The organism is Halomonas sp. CKK8, assembly GCF_029625235.1.
In the GTDB taxonomy this organism is placed as follows: Bacteria; Pseudomonadota; Gammaproteobacteria; order Pseudomonadales; family Halomonadaceae; genus Halomonas; species Halomonas ventosae.
This window is the reverse complement of sequence record NZ_CP121193.1, coordinates 1,225,620-1,242,059: the sequence shown is the minus strand read 5'-3', so window position 1 is coordinate 1,242,059 and position 16,440 is coordinate 1,225,620. Positions and strand designations below refer to the sequence as shown.

The window sequence follows — 16,440 nt, the reverse complement described above, 5'->3', positions numbered from 1 at the left end:
GAGGAAGAAGGACGAACGGAAAAGCGACGCCGGCCCTGCCTCGAGGTCGCCCACCGCAACTCGGCATGAACTCTCGGGCCGGTCTCCGGGCTGACGAGTGGGGGGCCGGGCATGAAGCAGGCCCGACGTCCGGAACGACCGCCTTCCCGTGCCGCAGCACAGTGGCGTGATGGCCGTTCTCTCCTCGATCACCGTTGCGGGGGCAGCGTCGGAATGGGATCACCGACTTCCCGTTTCACTGGCAGACGCATCCACCAGCACCTGAGAGTGCGCGTAAGCTAGCAACCCCCCGATGAAGCGTCAACGCGCACCCTCGCGCGGATTGACCTGGCGCAGCCGATCTACCGATGGGCTGACAGACCACTGCCGGGCCCTTATACTGTTTATTCATACAGCAAAAGGTCTCCCCGATGGTCCATCAGCCGAACCGCGATGGCGTGGCGCGCAAGGGCCGCGGCGCCACCTTTGCCCCCCACAACCGCTTCGCCCCGACCACCAGCGAGCCGGTCGACGACGGCTGGTGGCAGGAGGAGGCGCCGACGAGCCTGGCCACCGAGGTGCGCGAGGAGAACACTCGCAGCGCCCTGGCCTGGAACAGCTCCCCCGACCTGCCCTTCGACCGCTCGATCAACCCCTATCGTGGTTGCGAGCATGGCTGTATCTACTGCTATGCGCGCCCCAGCCACGCCTACTGGGACCTCTCCCCGGGGCTCGACTTCGAGACGAAGCTGATCGCCCGGACCGGGCTGGTGGAACGCCTGCGGGACGAGCTGTGCCGGCCTGGCTACCAGTGCCGCCCCATCAATCTCGCCGGCAACACCGATGCCTACCAGCCCCTGGAGGCCCGCTACGCCACGACCCGCGCCATCCTGGCGCTGCTGCTCGAGTGCCGCCATCCGGTGACCCTGGTGACCAAAGGCGGGCTGATCCTGCGCGACCTCGATCTGCTGCAGGACCTGGCCAGGCAGCGCCTGGTGCGGGTGATGGTCAGCCTCACCAGCCTCGATAGCGAGCTGAAGCGAACCCTGGAGCCGCGGGCCGCCTCCCCGTCGGCGAGGCTGAGAGTGATCGGCACCCTGGCCGAGGCCGGCATCCCGGTGGGTGCCCTGGTGTCGCCGGTGATTCCCGGGCTGACCGACCATGAGCTCGAGCGCCTGCTCGAGGCCGCCGCCGACGCCGGGGCCACCACCGCCGGCTGGATGCTGCTGCGCCTGCCCCGCGAGGTCGCCCCGCTGTTCGAGGCCTGGCTTTCGGAGCACTACCCCGAACGGGCCGGCAAGGTGATGAGCCTCATCCGCCAGTGTCGGGGTGGTGCGGACTACGACTCGCGTTTCGGCAAGCGCATGCGGGGCGAAGGGGTGTTTGCGGAACTCCTGGCGCAGCGCTTCCACAAGGCCTGCCGCCGCGTCGGCTTGAATGATCCGGACGCCGTGGCCAGCCAGGAGCTGGACACCTCGGCCTTCCGGCCGCCCCGCGCCCAGGGGGATCTCTTCGATTGAGGGCCCGGCTTGCACGCTGCGATTCGCTGCTATGCTGGAATATCGTAAGGCCTGGAGTGATGGAGCACTCCCCACAAGACAATCACAACACCGGCCCGGCATGCGCACAGGACGCCCCGCCCCCGCATGCCAGAGGCCGCCAGGAGTCCCGCCATGACACGACAACCCCCCGATACCAGGACACGCGGCATCCATGAGCTCTATGCCGAGGATCCCGAGACCGCGGATCGCAAGCTCTGGGGCCGCGAGGTCGACCCCGTCACCCGACGCGGCTTCCTGAAGCGCTCCAGCCTGCTCGCCATGGCCGCCGCCGTGGGGGGCTCCATCCCCTTCGCCGACCGCATGCCGGGCGGGCTCATCCCCGCGGCGCTGGCCCAGAGCGACGAACCCTTCACCCTGGAGGGCAAGGAGGGGCTGACCGTCCTCAACGACCGGCCCATCAACGCCGAGACCCCCCCGCACCTGCTGGACGACGACGTCACCCCCGGCAAGGTCATGTTCGTGCGCAACAACGGCATACCGCCGGCGATGGAGGAGATCGACGTCGATGCCTGGCAGCTGGAGGTCGCCGGGGAGTCCTGCGAGAACCCCCAGAGCTTCTCGATCGCCGACCTCAAGGAGCGCTTCGAGCACCACACCTATCAGCTCCAGGTGGAGTGCGGCGGCAATGGCCGCAGCGAGTACGTTCCCTCGGCCAGCGGCAACCAGTGGACCACCGGCGCGGTAGCCTGCCCGACCTTCACCGGCGTGCGACTGCGCGACGTGCTGGAGGCCTGCGGGATCAAGGACGACGCCGTCTACATCGGCTATTACGGGGCCGATGCCCATGCCAGCGGCGATCCCAACAAGGACCCGATCTCCCGTGGCGTGCCCATGGAGAAGGCCCTGGAGGACGAGTCGCTGATCGCCTGGGCGATGAACGGCGAGGACATCCCCTACCTCAATGGCCACCCGCTGCGCGTGGTGTGTGGGGGCTGGCCGGGGTCGGTGTCCGGCAAGTGGCTGCAGCGCATCGTGATCCGCAACCAGAAGCATGACGGCACCAAGATGGGCGCCCCCTCCTACAGCGTGCCCAAGCACCCGGTGGCGCCGGGCAGCAACGTGCCCGAGGAGGACTTCGTCACCATCCAGTCGATGCCGGTGAAGTCGCTGGTCACCTTCCCGAAATCCGGCATCGACCATGCCCTCGGCGAGGCCATGGAGGTTCGCGGCCATGCCTGGGCCGGCGACCTGGCCGTGAAGGAGATGCACGTCTCCATCGACTTCGGTGCCACCTGGCAGAAGGCCGAGCTGAAGGACCCGCCCAATCGCCTGGCCTGGCAGCGCTGGACCACCACGGTGGAGTTCCCCGAGCCCGGCTACTACGAGGTCTGGGCCAAGGCCACCGACGAGGAGGGCCGCGCTCAACCCATGGTCGTCCCGGGCTGGAACCCCAAGGGTTACCTGAACAACGCCTGTCACCGCATCGCGGTCCAGGTGGCCTAGGAGGTCACCATGAAGCCTTTACACGCATTCGCCATGCCGACGCTGGGAGTGGCCCTGCTGTGTCTTCCCCTGGCGGCGGGGGCCCAGGAGACGGACCCGGACACCGGCCTGATCAAGGCCGAGGGCTGGGAGACAGTGCGCAACAACTGCACCACCTGCCATTCGGCCAAGCTGGTCACCCAGAACAGCGGCTCCCGCAACCACTGGCAGTACCTGATACGCTGGATGCAGGATACCCAGGGACTTTGGGAGTTCCAGGCCGAGACCGAGGCGACCATCCTCGACTATCTCGCCGAGCACTACGGCCCCAAGGAGGGCGCACGACGCCCGCCCCTTCCGCGCACGCTGATGCCGGACAACCCCTATCCCACGGTCGCCGGTTCCGGCTGATCTTCGACGTTGCTGTTGTCACCACAGGCCCCTCGCGAGGGGCCTGTTCTCGTTCGGAGATCACAGCCCGGAGAAGGGCTCAGGAAACCAGCACCGCGGCGCCGGAGAGTCGCCCCTCGCGCAGGTCGTCCAGCGCCTGGTTGGCCTGCTCCAGCGGATAGGCCCGGGTCTCGGTGCGGATCGGCACCTCGGGCGCGAGGGCCAGGAACTCCTCGCCATCGCGGCGGGTGAGGTTGGCCACCGAGCTCAGACGGCGCTCCTCCCAGAGCAGGCGGTAGGGAAAGGAAGGGATGTCGGACATGTGGATGCCCCCGGAGACCACCGCCCCGCCGGGGCGCACCGCGGCAAGCGCGGTGGGGATGAGCTCGCCCACCGGGGCGAAGAGCAGCGCAGCGTCCAGGCGCTCGGGCGGGGCCTCGTCGCTGCCGCCGGCCCAGACGGCGCCGAGGCGACGGGCGAAAGCCTGGGCCTCGTCGTCGCCGGGGCGGGTAAAGGCAAAGACCCGCTGGCCGCGAGCCACCGCCAACTGGGCCAGGATATGCGCCGCGGCACCGAAGCCATAGATGCCGAGCCGCCGGTTCGTTTCGCCACCGGCCAGCCGCCAGGTGCGATAGCCGATCAGGCCGGCACACAGCAGCGGGGCAGCGGCCTGGGCGTCCTCGACATCCAGCGGAAAGCAGTAGCGGGAATCGGCCACGCAGTACTCCGCGTAGCCGCCGTCGCGGGTGTAGCCGGTGAACTCGGCCCGTTCGCAGAGGTTCTCGCGGCCGGCCCGGCAGGGCTCACACTCGCCGCAGGTCCAGCCCAGCCAGGGCACCCCGACCCGCGTGCCCGGGGCCGGCGCCTGGACGCCCTCCCCCAGCGCCGTCACTTCGCCGACGATCTCGTGGCCCGGGATCAGCGGCAGGCGGGGCTCGGTGAGCTCACCATCGAGCACGTGAAGGTCGGTGCGGCAGACCCCGCAGGCCAGCACGCGCACCTCGACCTCACCGGGCCCGGGCGCGGGGCGCGGGACTCGCTCCAGTTCGAGTGGCCTGCCCGGGGCGTGCAGGCGCATGGCGCGCATGGAATCGCTCATCGGCTTTCCTCCTGCTGGTGCACACAGTCGCTGCTGCAGGATAGCCCAGGTCTCAGGCGGCGACCTTGACCTCGTACCCGGTAAACTTGCGCAGGTTGATCACGCCGCTGTCGAGCATCAGGTACTGGCCCTTGATGCCGAGCAGGGTGCCGGCCACCACGCGATGCTTGTCCAGGTTGTGGGAGACCACCTTGGCGGGAAATTCCAGCACCGGATAGTCGAAGCTCAGCGGTGCCTCGTCGAGGAGACGGATGGCGTCGGCCCCGAAGCGTTCGCGCAGGTTGGCCAGGCCGGCGTCCAGGCGCGCCAGCAGGCGGTCCCGCTCGGCCACCAGGTCAAGGGCCAGGGTGTCGCCCTTGAGCATGGCCCGCCAGTTGGTACGGTCGGAGACCTCCTCCTTGAACAGCACCTCGACGAAGCCCGACTGCTGGCGGGTATCCACCTCCAGGATCGGCAGGGCCTGCACGGCGCCCTGGTCGAGCCAGCGGGTCGGCATCTGGCTTGAGCGGGTGATGCCCACCTTCAGGCCGGAGGCATTGGCCAGGTAGACCACGTGGGGCTGGAAGCAGTGGCGCTCGGCCCAGTCGGGCTCGCGGCAGGTCCCTTCGAAGAAGTGGCAGAGCTCCGGCTTCATGATGCAGGTATCGCACTGGGCGAGCCGCTTGAAGCACGGGTAACAATGGCCCTGGGCGAAGCTCTTCCGGGTGGCCCGGCCACAGTGGGTGCAGGCGATGGCGCCGGTCCACTCCAGCCGGAAGGGCTTGCCCAGGCAGGCGTTGAGGTCGAGACGGGCCTCGCCGGCCCGCAGCAGGTAGCGGGCCGGCGAGCCCGGCTCGACGGCCATCTTGCTCAGGCAACCCTGCAGCGCCGTGGCGGCCTCGATCGACTCAGTCACGGCTGGCATCCCGGGCCAGGCCGGCCCGTTCGGGGGGCACGTCGGTGCCGCTGCTGGCGCTGCCGCAGGTGCGTCGCTGCAGGTAGCCGACCCGCTGCTCCTCGGGCACCTGGTTCTCCACCTCGTAGCGCATCACTGCCTCGAGGCACAGCTCGGTCTGCTCGGCCGTCAGCATCCGCCCATCCGGCCACTTGCGCAGTGACACGGCGCGCTTGAGGCTCTCATAGATGGACGGGGTCATCTGCTGGATCATGCGATCGAAGGACATCTCGCTCATGACGGGTTCTCTCAGGATTGACGGCGGGCACGCCCGGAATGATACCAGCCCAGCGCCAGGCCCACGACCAGCCCGCCCAGGTGCGCCTCGTTGGCCACGTTGCCGAACCCCACCATGGCCGCCATGTCGGTCATCGCGAAGACCAGCCAGCCGAGCATGAAGACCACCAGCATCTGGGGCACGAAGAAGCCGCTGCGCGGTGCGCGCCGCGACATCAGCCAGACATAGCCAAGCAGCGCGAAGTCGACGCCGGACATGCCACCGAACAGCACGGTGCCGGTGGCGTACTGGGCCAGGTTGGCGCCGATGCCGGCGACGAGCAGCAGCGTCAGCATCCGGGTGCTGCCCTGCAGCGCCTCCACCTGGCGGCCAAAGTACCAGAGCCACAGCATGTTGAAGATCAGGTGCATCCAGCCGAAGTGCAGGAAGGCCGGTGACAGCAGCCGCCATACCTGCCCCGAGGCGAGCGCCTCGCCGAGGTTGCCGAAGGCCAGGCCGCCATTGGCCACGACCACCGGCACGATGGTCAGCGCCGCGACCACGCGGTCGCCGAGCACTCCCATGGCGGCGAAGACCCCCAGGCACAGTGCCAGCGCGAGGGAGGTCACCGGTACCTGGCGAAAGGGGCCGAGCAGCTCGCCGGTCGAGCGCCTCGCGGCCGGGGCCCGCTCGGGCATCAGCGGCTCCCCCTGCCGCCAGCGCTCGAGCAGCCTGAGCATGGCGTCATGCTGCTCGGGGTCGACCAGCCACAGCACCTGCCCCTCGCTCTCCTCGGTGACGCGGTGGCCGATGCGATGGGCCCACAGGGCGCGCCGCAGCTCGCGGGTATCGACATCGTGGGGCAGCAGGATTACCCGGTACATGGCCTCTCCAGCAGGTGACGAGCCCGGCATGACGGCGCGTGCAGGCCACGCAAAGAAAAAGTCCGGCGGAGGGGGCCGCCGGACAAGAGCAAGGGATCATTCAAGGGAACACCTACTCTGATGGCGTGCATGGGCGAGAGTTCAGCGCGATGACACGACTTTCTTGTAACGAATTGTATCAATCGAAATCGATCTCCCAGGGCTGCGGTCGGGCTTCTTCCTCGCGAGGCACGCGGATCCACACGAAGTGGTTGGCATCGAGTCGCGGCTCTCCGCTCCAGCGGTAGGCCACCAGGCGGCCGAACTTGACAGCGCTGTAATCCAGGCAGGCGACGTTGGCGGCGGGCAGCGCCGGGATCCCCTCGCACCAGTAGTGGCCGATGAACAGCGGGGGCTGCTCGGGCCCATAGTAGCTCAATCGGGCGCGCTCCTCGGCGGAGAGCTCGCGACGCTCCAGATCATCGGGCAGGTTGTCCGGCTGGAAGATGACGTCGCCCCAGGTCTGCGGCTGCCGGGCCCAGAAGTGGGCACGGAAGCTGCGCCGGGTGAAGCCGTCACCCGACTGGATCTCCACCCCCTCCGGCAGGGGCAGGTGGGTGCCCCGCGTCAGGCGGTCGAGGATGCGGAATTCCAGGGTTCCCGGCATGACAGAGGCGGCCAGGAAGGCCTCATCGATGCGGCCGTCGGGATGCTCGCGGCGCAGCGCATCCACGAGTGGCTGGTCCCAGCAGGCATGCACCACCCGCAGGCCATCGAGCTCCAGGCAGAGCGGGATCTCCAGGAACCAGGCCAGCGCCTCCTCCCACTCCTGGGGATGGTCGCGGTACTGCTCCAGGGTCTCCTTGATGATGCGATTGTGGCGCGGCGTGTGCTCGCGCAGCCACTCGCGACCCAGGCCCTCGGGGGCGCGATGGCAGTAGGCCAGGGCATTGTACTCGTGGTTGCCCATGACGATGTGGGCCTCGCCCTCCTCCACCATCCGCCGGGCGATGCTGACCGCCAGGCGGATGCGCGGCCCCCGGTCGATCAGGTCGCCGAGGAAGATCACCTTGCGGCGCGGATGGCGATAGACGCCGCCACGCCGGTGGTAGCCGAGACGCTCGAGCAGTGAGCCCAGGGTCGCCCCGCAGCCGTGGACATCGCCGATCAGGTCGTAGCCCTCGAGGCCGCCTTGCATGCTCACGTCGCTCCTCACTTCAGTCCCCCAGGCGATTGCTCCAGCCCAGCTTGCTGCGCAGGACCTCGTAGAAGTTGTGGCCCAGCGGATGGACCAGCTGCACCCGCCGGGGCTTGCGGCGGATCACCAGCACATCGTCGGGCTTGGCCACCGCACGGGTCTGGCCGTCGCAGCTGATATGCGGATAGGTCTGGTTGGTCTCGCCGATATGGATGCGGATCTCGCTGGCGGCATCGATGGCGATGGGGCGGCTCGACAGGGTGTGCGGGAACATCGGCACCAGGGTGATCACATCGAGCTTGGGGTGCATGATCGGCCCGCCGCCGGAGAGCGCATAGGCGGTGGAGCCGGTGGGCGTGGCGATGATCAGGCCGTCGCTGCGCTGGCTGTAGACGAACTGGTCGTCGATGAAGAGCTCGAACTCGATCATGCGCACCGCCTTGCCGGGATGCAGCACGACCTCGTTCAGGGCATCGCCGTTGCCGACCTGAACGTCGCCCCGGTAGAGCTCGGCATCCAGCAGGAAGCGCTCCTCGAGCTCAAAGCGGCCCTCGAGCACCTCGCCGACCCGCGCCTCGATCTCGTCGGGCGAGATGTCGGTGAGAAAGCCCAGGCGCCCGCGATTGACGCCCAGCACCAGGGTGCCGCTGTGGCAGAGGGTCCGGGCGGCGCCGAGCAGGCTGCCATCACCACCGACCACGATCACCAGGTCGCAGAGCTCGCCGAGCAGGCGGCGACTGGCCTCGGGATGGCCATGGTCGAGTAGCACGGTGGCGGTCCTGTCCTCGATGATGACATGGTAGCCACCGTCGTCGAGGAAGCGGATCAGGCGCTTGAGGGTGTCGACCACCTTGGCGCTGCCCAGGCGACCGATCAGACCGATGTTCTTGAAGGTTGGCATGCGCAGGCCTCTCGCTTCGCGGCCGGTCATTATGGCGACTGGCCACGAGGCGGGCAAACGCGGTCAGGCCGCCGCGAGGCGGCGGCGCTTCAGCCACCACTCGTTGAGCAGCAGCGAGCCGACGATGATGGCACCGCCCAGCCCGAGCCGGACGAGGTCGGCATCGCGGTTCCAGATCACCAGGTTGACCAGCAGGCCCGCGGGGATCAGGGCATTGTTCATGATCGCCAGGGCACCGGCATCGACCCGGGTGGCCCCCAGGTTCCAGAGGAAGTAGCCCAGCCCCGAGGCCACCAGCCCCAACCACAGCAGCACGCCCCACTGGATCCCGGTGGAGGGCAGGCCGGCGGCATTGCCCAGCAGCGCGAAGGCCGGCACGGCCACCGCCAGGGCGCCGAGATAGAACCAGCCGAACACGCTGTGACGGGGCAGCGAGGCGGGCAGGCTCGCCGACAGGCGCCGATAGCCCACCTGCCCCAGGGCAAAGCAGAGGTTGGCCCCCTGGACCACCAGGAAGCCCGTCCAGAAACCGCTGTCGAGGCCCTGGTAACGGATCACGGCCGCACCCAGCACCGCCAGCGACGCGGTCACCAGATAGAAGGGCGTGAAGCGCCCGAAGAGGGCATCATCGAGCAGGGCGATGTAGATCGGCGTGAAGATGGTGAACAGCAGTACCTCCGGCACCGAGAGCAGCAGGAAGGACTGGTAAAAGAAGATGTACATCACCCCCAGCTGGACCGCCCCCAGCCCCATCAGCGCGAGTCGCTGGCGGCCGCGCAGCAGCGAGGGGCGCAGGAAGGGCAGGAAGACCAGCACCGCCAGTCCGATCCGCATCAGGACCGCGAAGTAGCTGTCCACCTGACCGGCCAGGTAGACGCCGATCAGCGAGAACGAGAACGCCCAGAGGACGGTGACACCGACAAGAAGGCCCAAGGTCAACTCCTGATGGCAAAAAGGGTTGACGCCGATTATACCCGTCGTGCGCGCCGAGCAAAGCCCGCCGGCGTGGTGCGACCCTCAGCGCGAGGCGTGGCGCAGCCACCAGAGCGCATGGATGGCCCCGGGCAGCCAGCCCAGCAGGGTCAGCGCCAGGTTGGCCGCTACCCGGCCCCGGCCCCCCCGCGAGAGGCCGACCGCCAGCGGCGGCAGCAGCACCGCCAGGGCATGCAGGGCAAGCCGGGGCTCGGCAGGCATCGCCCGGCCCGGCCCCTGGCTCTCGTCCTGCTCGGACGATGCCGGTGTCCGGTCGACCCGGGCCCGGTCGCCCGCCGCCGGGGTGAAGTGCTGGACGGCCTCGCTGGACTCGTGCTCGAGCGCCCGTCGATGGGCCTCGTGGTCGATCTTCTGGTCGAGCGCCTCGGCCCCTTCGGCCAGGGTCTCGTGGTAGCGCTCCCACTCCTCCCAGTCGAAGGGCGTCCCCGCACGGGGACGGTGCTCCCCGGCTTCCCGTGCCCGCGACCAGGCCTTCTCCTCCAGGGTATTGGGACGCTCCTGGTCTCGCTCACCGTCCAGCCCCTTCTTGGCCATGTACTCTCGAGCATCCATGAGGCAACTCCCTTGATGGTGGCACGCCGGCACCGAGGCCGGCCGGTGTTCCAGAGTGTGCCATATTGGAGCCGGGAACCGGGGTCGGGTTCCTGAACGCGGGCCGAGCCCCCTGGCCAGCGTCCAGCGTGGAGAAACGTTGGCGGCACGCGTACCGGCGAGTCCCGCGAGTCGGCTATGCTGGAGGCGAGACACGGCTGCGGCCCGTGCCCGGCACCGTTGACGCTGGCTGCAGCCCAGGCCATTACTGTCCGGCACAAGGAGACACGCCATGCCCAACAAGGCCCCCACCACCGTGCGCGAGATCATGTCCCGCGACTGCTACCGGGTCACCGGCAAGACCTCGGTCTCCACCCTGGCCGAAGGCCTGGCGCTGCATCGGCTGCCCGGGGTGCCCGTGGTCGACGAGCGAGACCACCTGATCGGCTTCATCTCCGAGCAGGACGTGATGGGCAAGGTGCTGGAAAGCTCCTACCTCAACGATGAACCCCCGCTGGTACGGGAACTGATGCGCAACGAGGTGCTCTCGGTGCCGCCCAACAAGAGCATCACCGACCTGGCCCAGGAGATGCTCGGCGCCAAGCCCAAGGTCTATCCGGTGGTCGAGCAGGGCCGGCTGGTGGGCATCGTCACGCGCCGCGACGTGCTCAGCGCGCTGCTGCGCATGCGCCACGCCTGAACCGCCCACCCCCTCTTCCTGGACACCCGGCCTGCGCCGGGTGTTGTCGTGTTCGGGATATGGAAAGGGGTGGCGACAAAGAAAAGCCGCCCCATGAGGCATGGGGCGGCAAGATCGAAAGTGCAAGCCGAGGCAACAGTGTTAGCGACTGCTATCGCGTTGCTGCCTACGCCCATTCAGACAGCGCCACGCAGAAAAGTTCGTCGGGGGTAAAAAAATATCGCTGCCGGGAGGCGCTGCGGGCACGACAGCGTCTTGTACCTTTCGGCAAGGCAGAGAAAAACAGGGACTTAGCATGAGGGGAGCAAAAAAGTCCCGGGACGGCTTGCAAAGGCTAACCGGTTGGTTTTACTATCGAAATCGCCTCGCGGGTGTAGCTCAATGGTAGAGCAGAAGCTTCCCAAGCTTAAGACGAGGGTTCGATTCCCTTCACCCGCTCCAGTAGCCATTCAACCTACTGATCCGAAAGATTTTTCCCGCCTTTCATGGGGTTAGATGCTACAGGAATGGCTACACAAGTGGCTACACCTGATCCCCGCTCCAGTGCTATCCTCGCCCTACTCGAACATTGGTCGAATAGGGGTGAACATCATGGCCAGAGGCAAGCCCACCGACACCCGCAGCCTTCGCCAACGCGGCACAGTCTGGTTCATCCAGAAGCGGCTTTCTCCTACCCTCGCCAAGCACCTGGGCAAGAAGATTCTCCAGCAGAGCACCCAGACGGGCGACCTCGATGAAGCCTGTCGGATACGAGACAGAGTGCTGGCCGACCTCGGTGACCTTGAAGCCCAACTGAAGGGCGAAGCCAGCCAGCTCCAGCAGCGGCGGATGTTCCTTCAAGCACGGGACCGCTACCAAAGCACAGAAGACGCTCTCGTCAGCACCGATCCCCGCGACCCAGTGAGCCTGACGGAGATCATGGACCCCGAGAAGCTTCCAGAGATCGAGCAGGACGCCTTCAGGAGCGTCTATGAGGGGGACACACCGGCCCGCTACCGCCTGACCCTGAGAGCGGCGCTGGAGGACTGGAAGGCGTCACCGCTGGTGGAGCGCAAGCCATCGACACGCTCGAAAAACGAGCTGGCGATGGAGCGGTTGCTGGCGTACTTGGGCGAGGATGACGTAGCACTGACCTCCCTAGACCGTCGACAGATCAAGGGCTTCATCACCTCGATGCTCGGCGAGGGCAAGACGAAGCAGACCGTGGCCAACTACCTCTCGGGACTGTCGGCCATCTGGCACCACGCCGAATACTCGATGGAAGAGGAACTGCCAAATGGCAATCCGTTCAAGGGTCACCAGCTCAAGCCCAAGGCTACCGTCCGCAGCTACGACCAGTTCACCCGGAGAGATGTGGAGGCCATCTTGGAGGCGACGGCAGAGAACGAGGGCATCTACTACCTCCTCCCGCGTCTGGGCTTCTACACGGGTGCTCGACTCGATGAGCTGTGCTCGCTGAAGGTGACCGACATCATCCAGCGTCAGGGCATCTGGTGTCTGGCAGTCCGTGAGGGGAAGAACCAGAACGCCACACGGGAAGTCCCGCTACACCGTGAGATCAAGCCCCTAGTCATGAACCAGCTCCGCAGAGCCAAGGCTGCTGGATGCACGTACCTGTTCCCTGAAGCCGAGGCGTCCACACGGAGCGACGGTAAGAAAGGACCAAAGTTCTCCCAGTGGTTCGCCCGACTGTCGAAGAAGGTCATCAACCGGGGAGACCGCAAGCTCGGTTTCCACTCGTTCAGGACCACCGCCATCACAGTCATGGGGGACGCTGGAGTGGGCGAATCGGTCATCGTGTGGATCACAGGGCATGAGCGAGGACTCACTTCCGCCAATAAGGTCTATAACCGGGGACCAACCTTCAACACGAGGCTGAAGGCCGTCGAGAGTATCAGGCTGGAGGCTATGCATTGAAGCCCCACGCTCTTACAGATGATGGCTTATCACGAATAATTTAGAGGTGTGCATGAGAAGATTGAGTAGGCTAGCGAAAAACCCTTTGTTTGTCTTGTCGTTTTTGGTACTGGTGGCGGCTTTAATCGCTATGTTGTTTGGGTTTTCAATTTCGGGCCTTTTCCTCGAGTTGTGTGGCGTGTCAATAACCATCCGGTCAATCATTTTTACTAGGGATTACTTTGGGGCGAAAGGTTTAATCAAAATTGTCAAAGAGAGACTCCTTGAGCTTAATGAGCTCCTGTTTTCCCTTGAGGAAAAGGGGCAGCACAAAAGCTTATCATCTGCCAAAACCCATGAGTCAGCAGGAATAGTAATACCCATCAGACAAGTGGTTATTCACAATGTTGAGGAAACCTCTTTAATGACTCTGAGAGAAGATGTTAAGAAGCTTTCCGAAAACCAACGGGTTATAATGGATATGGCAAAGGAGGACTCTGAAAGGCTTCAAAGAGAAATAAAAAAGATTCGTTCTCTTTCAGAAAAAGCTAGCAAAGATATTGAGCAAACATTTATTGACCTTCATGTGGAAGGAAGCGAGTTTTCTTTTGTTGGGGTTTTGCTGGTATTCCTTGGCGCTGTGATGGGGATATTTGCATAGCACTGTACATGTAAAGATGATTTGCAAATATTATATGAGTAACGAGGCATAGCGTATCAGTCGTGAGGTGATTTATCGAAAATGGATAGACAAGTATGGACAGCAGCCAACCAGCAAGCCCAAGACTTAGCCGACGAGATAGAGGCAGGAAATCATACTTCTAAACACATCGAGTTCAAGCGGGGTCGAGGCATCACTGGCACCTACGTCGTCAAGGAGTTGGTCTACGCATACGCTCTATACGCCTATCTAAGGGCTTCCGGTACCCACATGACCAACCCTACTGCTTCACCCTGTAGCCCAGCGCCAGCAAGCGCAAAGTGAGCTTTAGCGAATACCTCAGGGAAACTCTAACGCTCTCTCCCTTACTGTCTCCTCCATCCGTTGGCTGTTAGGCCCCTGCCTAACCTCCGCAAGGTCTAACGAGCCTCTGATAGCCCTCCCCTATCACACATCAAACTCCCGATAGCCCTGATATTAACATGCACCTCAGGGAGGAGGAGTGCTTCAAGCCCATCCAAGTAATTTCCCCTCACTTCAGGGAGAGCTACCGCCTTCGTCAAGATCGAGCCGCTTCCCACTTCCAAGTTAGTTCACCGCAGTGATTGACCCTGACCTATGGGAGGTAATCGTCCGCGGTCTCGGGTAATTAGGGTGCGCCTCAGGGAGAAACGCGACTCCTCCACCAGGCGATTACCCTGCACCCAAGGGGGGAGCCTGGTCATCTCGAATAAATACCAGACACCCAAGGAGGGGGCCATCCTCTAACCGAGTAGAGGCATTCATGCTCACCTCGGAGGGAGAAGCGTCTGCTCCTTCTTCTCCACCACTGCGTTCAAGCGAGCCAGCCTCAATGGCGTTCGCCATCCGGCACGTGAGGACGCTTTCACCACATCCACAACCAACCCTTCTTCAGTAGACCTACCGCCAGCCAACCGAAGGACTGGGCTCGTCGTGAGCCCGGTTGGTAGTCCCTCGGCGTTGGACTTGTGGTGGGTCCGGCTGATGGTGGGTCTACTCATGAGGAATACACGATATGAATATAAATGCCGCAACTGCTAGGGCCACTGACAGTCCTCCCCGGCCTGATGTTGAGATGCACAATAGAAGCGGGACACCGGGATATGAAGAAATGTTGGCCCGTGGGATGGCGCTCAAGGAACGATACGAGAGAAGCCTCCATGAGATCGAAAAGCTGCCCCGTGATGCGTGGCCGTTCGGGCTAGGCAAGGGACAAGTCTACCCGATAGAGCAGATGCCGAACCTGACGAGGCGGCTGGGAAGGGGTCGAACAGCCAAGCTCCGTGCCCAATTCAATGGTAAAGCTGTGACGCTCGAAAAGGCTTCTACCACATCCCACAAGGGAAGCAATCGGGAGAAGCGCATCGAGAATAGTGTACAGTCAGCCATGCGAGGACGGGTGGTCGGTGATTCAGGCTGTCCTGTCTCAGATATTCTGTCTGGAATAGCGAATCTTGATCACCACAACCAGAAAGAGAGGAACATACCGCTCAACAAGGTCAGCCTGTACGTCATCCTCCAAGAGCTTGACGTGATCACCACTAGGGAAGTTAAGGAACTTCTCGATGTTGGAGACCGTCAGGCGCGTAAGTACGTCAAAGCTTGTGAGATTGCACTACCATTCCTGGCACGATCCTTGATGACGGAGGATGCACAACCAGACGAAGGCGGCCAAGACGATCTGGTAGAACCACCGGGGGAAACGACAGAGCCCCTTGAAGCAACCCTGGAAGCTCACCTTGATGACTGGGCTCAAACAGGATGCTAACTAAAAAACCCACCATATCATAGGGTTATAGGATTTTTCTAACGGACGCAGTATTAGGGGAATCCATAGATTAATCCTCAAGAAGAACCTAAAAAAAGCGGAACACCACGATAACCTTAATGTAACCTCTCGGCTTGATCGGTATGAGTGAATATAGTGAGTAAAGTACCACCATCACCACTTATCAGGCCATCGGTGGGGTGGAGCGTCAAGGAAATCCACTGGCTGATGCTGTGAAGGACCGAAGTCTAGCCCAGTGGGTATCTTGAAGTAGTCTCACCGAGGGAACCAGTAAGCTCGCTATCGCTCGGGGCGGACAACATTGATTCATTGGCTCCGCAGACAACTTACACTTCTTGTCAGTCAGAGCATCTACTGGCTCACCCCCTGAGCCAATCAGAAGAATTCAAACCAAGCAGCACATTCGCGAAGACAGTCAGTCAGGCTGGCGGTATCGTCCGTCTGCTGGTCCGTCCGTCTGAGGGGGAACCGACTGTCTCCGACAATGAGGACGAATCACTATGCCCACACCGAATCCGACACTTCCACTGACCCACACGCCCACCGATACGGCTGATGGTCTGCACGAGAGTTCCCGTCCAGGGACGAGCCACGAGACTCCATCACCGGATCATCCAGTAGAGTCTCCCATCGTCCACATCTGGACAGATGGCGCCTGTAGCAGCAACGGACAGAGTAACCCTCAGGGAGGTTGGGGGGCTGTCCTGTTGAGTCCATCGGCAGGGAAACGCCTGAAGATCGCCGGTAAGCTCCAGGGGGAGCCGGTGACCAACAATCGAGCCGAGTTGACCGCTGTCATTGAAGCTCTGTCCGCACTGAAGAAGGCTACATCTGTGGACCTGACCACCGACAGCGAGTACGTCATGAAGGGAGCCACGGAATGGCTTCACGGTTGGAAGCGGAAAGGCTGGAAGACGGCCAGCAAGAAGCCCGTCAAGAATGCCGACCTGTGGCAGCAGCTCGAACAACTGCTGGAGGTTCACTCCGTCCGTTTCCACTGGGTCCGTGGCCACTGTGGACACCCAGAAAATGAACTGGCGGATGCCTTGGCGGTGGCTGGCGCTGAGGGTGAGTCAGTGAAGGAGTATGGCTAGTCGTTCCCGACCGTCCCTGGTCAGGAGCCATCGTCCTGATGGTGGAAACTCCAGAGCGACTGCCTGAAAGACTCCGGGTTCCCGGTCCTTGGCCATGACGCATGTTCCGTACTTCCCATGCTGGGCGTAGATTTCAACTGGCGCCATACCCTGAGCCTAGCCGAGCCTGTGAGGGATTCCGTGCGAGATC

The 16,440-nt window shown here is 63.9% G+C and carries 16 protein-coding genes, 1 tRNA gene and 1 riboswitch; of the genes, 9 read left to right on the top strand and 8 right to left on the bottom strand.

The window, feature by feature from the left end; translation table 11 throughout:
- Positions 1 to 58: 58 nt before the first annotated feature.
- Positions 59 to 280, bottom strand: a riboswitch (cobalamin riboswitch).
- Positions 281 to 410: 130 nt separating this feature from the next.
- From P8934_RS05870 to P8934_RS05860, 3 genes are all read left to right on the top strand, one after another.
- On the top strand, positions 411 to 1,499 hold the full coding sequence (locus tag P8934_RS05870; protein WP_278033354.1) for a PA0069 family radical SAM protein: 1,089 nt from the start codon (positions 411 to 413) through the stop codon (positions 1,497 to 1,499).
- 153 nt (positions 1,500 to 1,652) lie between these two features.
- Positions 1,653 to 2,984 (top strand): sulfite oxidase, encoded by a 1,332-nt coding sequence (locus P8934_RS05865; protein ID WP_278033353.1) that lies wholly within the window; start codon positions 1,653 to 1,655, stop codon positions 2,982 to 2,984.
- Positions 2,985 to 2,993: 9 nt separating this feature from the next.
- Complete coding sequence (locus tag P8934_RS05860) at positions 2,994 to 3,374, top strand: hypothetical protein (protein ID WP_278033352.1); 381 nt, start codon at positions 2,994 to 2,996, stop codon at positions 3,372 to 3,374.
- Positions 3,375 to 3,453: 79 nt separating this feature from the next.
- Here P8934_RS05860 and P8934_RS05855 read toward each other — a convergent pair whose 3' ends face one another.
- The 8 genes from P8934_RS05855 to P8934_RS05820 all read right to left on the bottom strand — a co-directional run bounded on the left by P8934_RS05855 (position 3,454) and on the right by P8934_RS05820 (position 10,110).
- Positions 3,454 to 4,452, bottom strand: coding sequence for a zinc-dependent alcohol dehydrogenase family protein (locus tag P8934_RS05855; RefSeq protein ID WP_278033351.1), 999 nt, complete (start codon positions 4,450 to 4,452; stop codon positions 3,454 to 3,456).
- 52 nt (positions 4,453 to 4,504) lie between these two features.
- Positions 4,505 to 5,356: a DUF2797 domain-containing protein gene (locus tag P8934_RS05850; RefSeq protein ID WP_278033350.1), complete on the bottom strand. Its 852-nt coding sequence runs from the start codon at positions 5,354 to 5,356 to the stop codon at positions 4,505 to 4,507.
- Complete coding sequence (locus P8934_RS05845) at positions 5,340 to 5,624, bottom strand: DUF1315 family protein (RefSeq protein WP_133636146.1); 285 nt, start codon at positions 5,622 to 5,624, stop codon at positions 5,340 to 5,342. Before P8934_RS05845 ends, P8934_RS05850 begins: the two co-directional genes overlap by 17 nt.
- A gap of 11 nt (positions 5,625 to 5,635) precedes the next feature.
- Positions 5,636 to 6,487, bottom strand: coding sequence for a rhomboid family intramembrane serine protease (locus P8934_RS05840; RefSeq protein WP_278033349.1), 852 nt, complete (start codon positions 6,485 to 6,487; stop codon positions 5,636 to 5,638).
- A 178-nt stretch (positions 6,488 to 6,665) separates the two neighbouring features.
- The gene (locus P8934_RS05835) at positions 6,666 to 7,664 is read right to left on the bottom strand and encodes a metallophosphoesterase (protein ID WP_278033348.1); all 999 of its coding nucleotides are present in this window, start codon (positions 7,662 to 7,664) and stop codon (positions 6,666 to 6,668) included.
- 19 nt (positions 7,665 to 7,683) lie between these two features.
- The gene (locus P8934_RS05830; RefSeq protein ID WP_106229054.1) at positions 7,684 to 8,565 is read right to left on the bottom strand and encodes an NAD(+) kinase; all 882 of its coding nucleotides are present in this window, start codon (positions 8,563 to 8,565) and stop codon (positions 7,684 to 7,686) included.
- A 63-nt stretch (positions 8,566 to 8,628) separates the two neighbouring features.
- Positions 8,629 to 9,498: a DMT family transporter gene (locus tag P8934_RS05825; protein ID WP_278033347.1), complete on the bottom strand. Its 870-nt coding sequence runs from the start codon at positions 9,496 to 9,498 to the stop codon at positions 8,629 to 8,631.
- An 84-nt stretch (positions 9,499 to 9,582) separates the two neighbouring features.
- Positions 9,583 to 10,110, bottom strand: coding sequence for a YqaE/Pmp3 family membrane protein (locus tag P8934_RS05820; RefSeq protein WP_278033346.1), 528 nt, complete (start codon positions 10,108 to 10,110; stop codon positions 9,583 to 9,585).
- A gap of 271 nt (positions 10,111 to 10,381) precedes the next feature.
- Between P8934_RS05820 and P8934_RS05815 the strand changes: the two genes are divergently transcribed.
- From P8934_RS05815 to rnhA, 6 genes are all read left to right on the top strand, one after another.
- Positions 10,382 to 10,789: a CBS domain-containing protein gene (locus P8934_RS05815; protein ID WP_133636152.1), complete on the top strand. Its 408-nt coding sequence runs from the start codon at positions 10,382 to 10,384 to the stop codon at positions 10,787 to 10,789.
- Positions 10,790 to 11,156: 367 nt separating this feature from the next.
- Positions 11,157 to 11,230 (top strand) — tRNA-Gly (locus P8934_RS05810).
- A gap of 150 nt (positions 11,231 to 11,380) precedes the next feature.
- A complete protein-coding gene (locus P8934_RS05805; RefSeq protein ID WP_278033345.1) occupies positions 11,381 to 12,706 on the top strand; it encodes a tyrosine-type recombinase/integrase in 1,326 nt (441 codons plus the stop codon).
- A 52-nt stretch (positions 12,707 to 12,758) separates the two neighbouring features.
- Positions 12,759 to 13,346: a hypothetical protein gene (locus P8934_RS05800; RefSeq protein ID WP_278033344.1), complete on the top strand. Its 588-nt coding sequence runs from the start codon at positions 12,759 to 12,761 to the stop codon at positions 13,344 to 13,346.
- A 1,036-nt stretch (positions 13,347 to 14,382) separates the two neighbouring features.
- Complete coding sequence (locus tag P8934_RS05795) at positions 14,383 to 15,135, top strand: hypothetical protein (protein WP_278033343.1); 753 nt, start codon at positions 14,383 to 14,385, stop codon at positions 15,133 to 15,135.
- A 521-nt stretch (positions 15,136 to 15,656) separates the two neighbouring features.
- Positions 15,657 to 16,250: a ribonuclease HI gene (gene rnhA, locus P8934_RS05790; RefSeq protein ID WP_347403453.1), complete on the top strand. Its 594-nt coding sequence runs from the start codon at positions 15,657 to 15,659 to the stop codon at positions 16,248 to 16,250.
- Positions 16,251 to 16,440: the final 190 nt, after the last annotated feature.